6 protein-coding genes, 1 tRNA gene and 1 pseudogene are annotated in these 5,043 nt (G+C 70.9%); 4 read left to right on the top strand and 4 right to left on the bottom strand.

Annotated elements, in window-relative coordinates:
* From ACFR9S_RS10370 to ACFR9S_RS10360, 3 genes and pseudogenes are all read left to right on the top strand, one after another.
* Positions 1-315 (top strand): annotated as a pseudogene (locus tag ACFR9S_RS10370) (MFS transporter); the annotation flags it as partial.
* Positions 316-358: 43 nt separating this feature from the next.
* Entirely contained in the window at positions 359-940 is a 582-nt protein-coding gene (locus ACFR9S_RS10365; protein ID WP_379818564.1) for a magnesium transporter, read from the top strand.
* Positions 937-1,494, top strand: a complete 558-nt coding sequence (locus ACFR9S_RS10360) for a magnesium transporter (RefSeq protein ID WP_379730870.1) — start codon at positions 937-939, stop codon at positions 1,492-1,494. The genes ACFR9S_RS10365 and ACFR9S_RS10360 overlap by 4 nt, the downstream gene beginning before the upstream one ends.
* On the opposite strand, the gene ACFR9S_RS10355 is transcribed toward ACFR9S_RS10360, so the two are convergent.
* From ACFR9S_RS10355 to ACFR9S_RS10345, 3 genes are read right to left on the bottom strand one after another with little or no spacing between them, the layout of a single operon-like run.
* Positions 1,491-2,735 (bottom strand): chloride channel protein, encoded by a 1,245-nt coding sequence (locus ACFR9S_RS10355; protein WP_379818563.1) that lies wholly within the window; start codon positions 2,733-2,735, stop codon positions 1,491-1,493. The two genes, ACFR9S_RS10360 and ACFR9S_RS10355, sit on opposite strands and share 4 nt — an antisense overlap.
* Positions 2,736-3,203 (bottom strand): RNA-binding domain-containing protein, encoded by a 468-nt coding sequence (locus ACFR9S_RS10350; protein WP_379730868.1) that lies wholly within the window; start codon positions 3,201-3,203, stop codon positions 2,736-2,738.
* Positions 3,200-3,781 (bottom strand): AAA family ATPase, encoded by a 582-nt coding sequence (locus ACFR9S_RS10345; RefSeq protein WP_379730867.1) that lies wholly within the window; start codon positions 3,779-3,781, stop codon positions 3,200-3,202. The genes ACFR9S_RS10350 and ACFR9S_RS10345 overlap by 4 nt, the downstream gene beginning before the upstream one ends.
* Before the next feature lie 84 nt (positions 3,782-3,865).
* Between ACFR9S_RS10345 and ACFR9S_RS10340 the strand changes: the two genes are divergently transcribed.
* Positions 3,866-3,965 (top strand) — tRNA-Arg (locus ACFR9S_RS10340).
* Between the two features lie 492 nt (positions 3,966-4,457).
* Here ACFR9S_RS10340 and ACFR9S_RS10335 read toward each other — a convergent pair.
* Positions 4,458-5,043: TCP-1/cpn60 chaperonin family protein (locus tag ACFR9S_RS10335; RefSeq protein WP_379818562.1), on the bottom strand; the 586-nt coding region annotated here is incomplete at its 5' end.

Here is a 5,043-nt window from a genome sequence, read left to right as displayed (position 1 = left end):
GGCGCGGCGCTGCTGCTCTCGGTGCGTGGCGTCGCCGCCGTCGGCGCCGCCGTCGTGCTGTTCGGGATCGGCGCCCACGGCTTCCGGCCCGTGCGGAGCGCGTACCTGATGTCGCTGCTGCCCGACGACGCCGCCGGCGGGGGGCTGGGCGTCGTGCGGACAGTGTTGATGACCGCGGGCGCGATCGCACCGGGGGTGACCGGCTTCCTGATCGACACGCGGGGGTACGACGCCGCGTTCGCGGCGCTCGGCGGGTCGCTGGTGGTCGCGCTCGTGCTGCTGGGGCTGATCGCGTTGCTGAGTCGCGAGGGGTAGCCGGCTCGGGGGTTTTTCACCGGCGACGCCGACGCTCCAGTCGATGAGCGTCCTCGCCGTCGCCCGGGAGGCGTACGAGTCGGCGCTGCCCGCGCTGGGGGCGAGCGTCGTCGGCGGCCTGCTCGCGGGCGTCGTCCTCGGCGGGATGCAGGCCGAACTCCGGGCGGTCCCCGGGCTGCTGGTGCTCGTGCCGGCGCTGCTGGCGACCCGGGGGAACGTCTACGGCAGCCTCGGCGCGCGGCTCTCGACCGGTCTCCACCAGGGGCTGGTCGAGCCACGGGTCGACCTCGGCAACCGACGGCTGCGCGGGGCGATGACGGCCGCGCTGGCGAACGGCCTGCTCGCGAGCGCCGTCGCCGCCGTCGCGGTGTTCCTGCTCCTCACGGCGTTTGGCGATACAGTCGCACCGGTGACGACGCTCGTGGCGGTCAGCCTCGTCGCGGGGCTGCTCTCCGGGGTCGCGCTGACCGCGGTCGTAGTCGTCGTCGTGTTCGTTGGCTACCGCAACGGGTACGACCCCGACACGCTGGTCGGGCCGGTCGTGACGACGACCGGCGACGTGTTCGGCGTCGCCTTCCTGCTGCTCGCGGTGCGGGTCGTGCTGGCGCTGGGAGGTGGGGCGTGACGACCGACTGGACGGTCCGGGCGATCACGCGGGCGACGCTGCCCGTGTTGCTCGTGATGACGATGGTCGAGGTCGGCTCGGGGCTGGTGCTCGGCACGTTCGAGGCCGAACTCTACCGGTACCCGACGCTGCTGGTGCTCGTCCCCGTCACCATCGGCACCGCGGGCAACCTCGGCAGCGTGCTCGCGTCGCGGCTCTCGACGGCGTTTCACCTCGGGACGCTCGATTTCTCGCCGACCGACGAGTCGCTGGCGGGCAACGCGGTCGCGACCGTCGCGCTCGCGGTGACGCTGTTCCCCGTCGTCGGCGCCGGCGCGTGGGTGCTGCAGTCGCTGCTCGGCGGGGTGCAGTTGGCCGTCGGCACCGTCGTCTGGATCTCGCTGTGCAGCGGCGTCGTGCTGGCGGTGCTCGCGGTCGCGGTTACGCTCGGCGCGACGTACGTGGCCTACCGCTACCGGCTCGACCCCGACGACGTGGTGATCCCCGTGGTCACGAACACCTGCGACGTGCTGGGCGTGGTGGTGCTGTTCGCGGTGGTACAGCTCGCGCTCTAGTCCCCGGTGTCCTCGTCGAACGCGACCAGCGGCCCCTCGTGTTCGCGGCGGGGCTGCTCGGTGCCGACGAAGCCGACCGACGGGCCGACGACGAACGAGGCGAGGCTGCCGAGGAACACGGGGACGATCGCCGCACCGTTGGTCAGCGAGATGGCGATCAGCGCGGAGGACAGCGGCGTTCCCGTGATCGTCGCGTTGAACGCCGCCATCCCCACCAGCATCGCGATGGGGGCGGGCAGGCCGGGGACGACCAGCGAGAGCGCCTGCCCGATCACCGCGCCCATGAACATGTGGGGGATGATCAGCCCGCCGTGCCAGTTCCCTTGGATCGTCAGCGCCGCGGCGATCATCTCCCCGCCCAGCACCGCGATCAGCAGGCCGAGCGAGTGCTGGCCGTTGAGCACCGCGTTGATCTGGGCGCCGCCGTAGAAGTAGGTGAGCGGGAGCGCGTAGCCGAGCAGCCCGATCCCGAGCCCGGCGACGGTCGTCCGGACGATTAGCCGCGGGGAGTAGCGGTTGAGCAGGCGGCCCACGACCGAGAACACGCGGTCGTACACGTGCGCGATCGGGACGACGGCGACCCCGATCAGCAGCGCGGCGCCGAGGTGCCACGGCGCGTACTGGTAGAGGAGGTCGGCCTCCCAGACGTTGAACAGTGAGAGCCCGCCCATCGAGACCATCACCAGGTAGCCCGAGAAGCTCGCGACCAGCGTCGGCACGATGGCCTCGTAGTACTCGATGCCGCGGCGGTGGGGGAGTTCGAGCCAGAGCAGCGAGCCCCCGATCGGCGCGCCGAGGATCGTCCCGAACCCCGCACCCATCCCCGCGAGCGTGAGCAGTTTGCGGCCGCCGGCGTCGAGGCGCTCGCCGACGCGGGTGCCCAGCGAGCCGCCGACGACGCTCATCATCCCCTCCGGGCCGGCGCCCTGCCCGGCGATCAGGCCGATGAAGTTCGAGGGGACGACGGGGATGTTGTCGCGGGCGGGGATCGCGCCGTGTTCGTGGAAGTCCCGGACGACGGCGGCGAGCGAGCCGGGGTAGTGGCTCAGCGTCCCGATGGCGCCGATGAGGACGCCCGCGACAGTGCTGACGACGATCCGGTGCCACGGGACGACGGTCCCACCCCAGAGCAGGTCGAGGCCGGCCTTCCACGCCAGTCGGAACCCCGTGGCGAACAGGCCGACGGCGACGGCGACGACGGCGGCGAGAACGAGAGCGCGGTGGTACCGCCCGAGGCGCATCTATCCGTCGGAGGCGCCGTCGGCGGGTTCGTGGTAGTCGTCCGAGTCCCGCCGGTCCGTCCCGGGGTCGACCGGGCGTCCCTCCTCGGTTGGCGGGGCGACGTGGTCGATGAAGGACTCCACGTCGGGCTCGCGTACGTCGACCCGGACGTGGATGTCGCCGAGTTCGTCCTCGGACCCCACCGCGAAGTTGACGACGCCCTCGAAGGCGGGCTGTTTCTTCAGGTCGAACGCGAACCCCTCCTCGTCCATACCGTTGTAGAACTCCCGGCGCGCGGTGTCGAGGATCTCCTGTTCGTGGAGCACGTCCGAGAACGCGTCGAGCGAGTGGCTCTCGGCGACGAAGCGGTCGGGCTCGCGGCGGAACTCCGCGTCGGGGAAGAGGTTGGTGACGGCGTCCTCGACGCGGTCGGCCACCTCCGTCGCCTGTACCGGGACCTCGATCGTGACGTCGATGCTGTAGATCATTGGTGGGCTTCGTCGTCGATGTCGGTCGTCCCGCGCTCCAGCACCGCCCGGACCTGCTCGCGGAAGCGCTCCAGCGAGTCGTCGTTGTGGATCGTGAGGTCGGCGGCGTCGATCACCTCGCCCATCCCGAAGCCGAGTTCGCGCTCCTCGCGCTCCCGGAGCTTCTCACGGTCGAGGTCGGTCGCCTCCCGGCCGCGGTCGCCCAACCGCTTGGCGCGCAGGTCGAAGGGGGCCTCGATGGAGACGAGCAGGAAGTCCTCGCCGAAGGCGTCGACGAACCGCTCCACTTCGGCCATCGAGCGCAGGCCGTCGACGAGCACGACCGGCTCGCCGTCCTGCTCCTCGGCGGCCTCCCGGACCATCGGGATACAGCGGTCGGCGATGGCGGTCTCGCCCTCCTCCTCGCGGAGCTGTTGGGCGATCTCGCCGTGGTGTTCGCTCGGGTCGAGGCCGCGCCGCCGGGTCTCCTCCCGGATCACGTCGCCCATCGTCACGACGGGGAGCTCCTCCTCCCGGGCGACCGCGGCGGCCTCGCCCTTGCCGCTGCCCGGCAGCCCGACGGTGCCGATGATTCGCATCGGCTCGGGGTTCTCGGCTGGCGGGGTTAAGGGCTACGGGACGAACCCGGCCGCTTTTGCTCGCCGAGGGTAATGGACGTGTGAGGGCGCGTAGCTCAGCTGGACAGAGCGTCGGACTTCTAACCCCGGTGGTCCCGCGGGGGGAGCAATCCGGTGGTCGTGGGTTCGAATCCCACCGCGCCCGTTTTCCGGCGAGCGAAGCGAGCCGTGAAAACGGCACGTGGGGTTCGAATCAGGGAGGTCGCGCGCAGCGAAGCGAGCACGTCCGACCGTGGTTCGAATCCCACCGCGCCCGCTGTCTACGGAGAACGGGAGCAGCAGCGGCGCCACACCCTGCAGTCAGTCGACGACGTTCACGAACCCCAGCCGTTCGAAGCTACTCGCTCGTTCTCGCGGTACGTCCCGAGAACCCGGCGCTGAGCGTTCAGTAAAAAGACCGGGACGCAAGCCCCGGCTCTCGAAGCGGGACCGACAACCCGCCGGCCTGCCTCTGACAACCCGACGGACCAGTCGGGTATCTGAGGGGAGGAAACGCGTTCACTAATAAATTCCGGAGGGATACGTCGACCGAAACGGGCGACAGCGTCCGGAGCGGGTCCGAAAAACGTCGATCGTTCGGCGATCGGTGCTGCGGGAAACGGAAGGCGGCGGGGTGGCGTTAGTTAGCGGCCTACTTTCACATCGCGCCGCCCATGCCGCCCATACCGCCCATGCCGCCCATGCCGCCGCCCATACCGCCGGCGGGGCCGTCGTCGCCGTCGTCGTCGCCGACCTGACCGCCCGCGAGGTCGCCCGCGGCGATCACGTCGTCGATACGGAGGATCATCGTGGCGGCCTCCGTGGCGGACTCGACTGCCTGAGTCTTCACGCGGAGAGGCTCGACGACGCCGTCCTCCTGCATGTCGATGATGTCGCCGGTGTAGGCGTCGAGACCCGTGGTGAAGTTGCCGGCGTCGTGGCTGGCGCGCAGGTCGACCAGCGAGTCGATCGGGTCGAGACCCGCGTTCTCGGCGAGCGTGCGCGGGATGACCTCCAGCGCGTCGGCGAACGCCTCGACGGCCAGCTGCTCGCGGCCCCCGACGGAGTCGGCGAACTGGCGGAGCTGGAGCGCGAGCTCGGTCTCGGGGGCGCCGCCGCCGGGCAGCACCTTCCCGTCGACCAGCGTCGTGCGAACCACGCCGATCGAGTCGTCTACGGCGCGCTCGCGCTGGTCGACCACATGAAAAGCGGCGAGTTGGAGATCGACGCGCCGATCGACGTGT

Source organism: Halolamina salina, assembly GCF_042678005.1.
Taxonomy (GTDB): domain Archaea; phylum Halobacteriota; class Halobacteria; order Halobacteriales; family Haloferacaceae; genus Halolamina; species Halolamina salina.
This window is presented reverse-complemented; position numbering and strand designations above follow the sequence as displayed.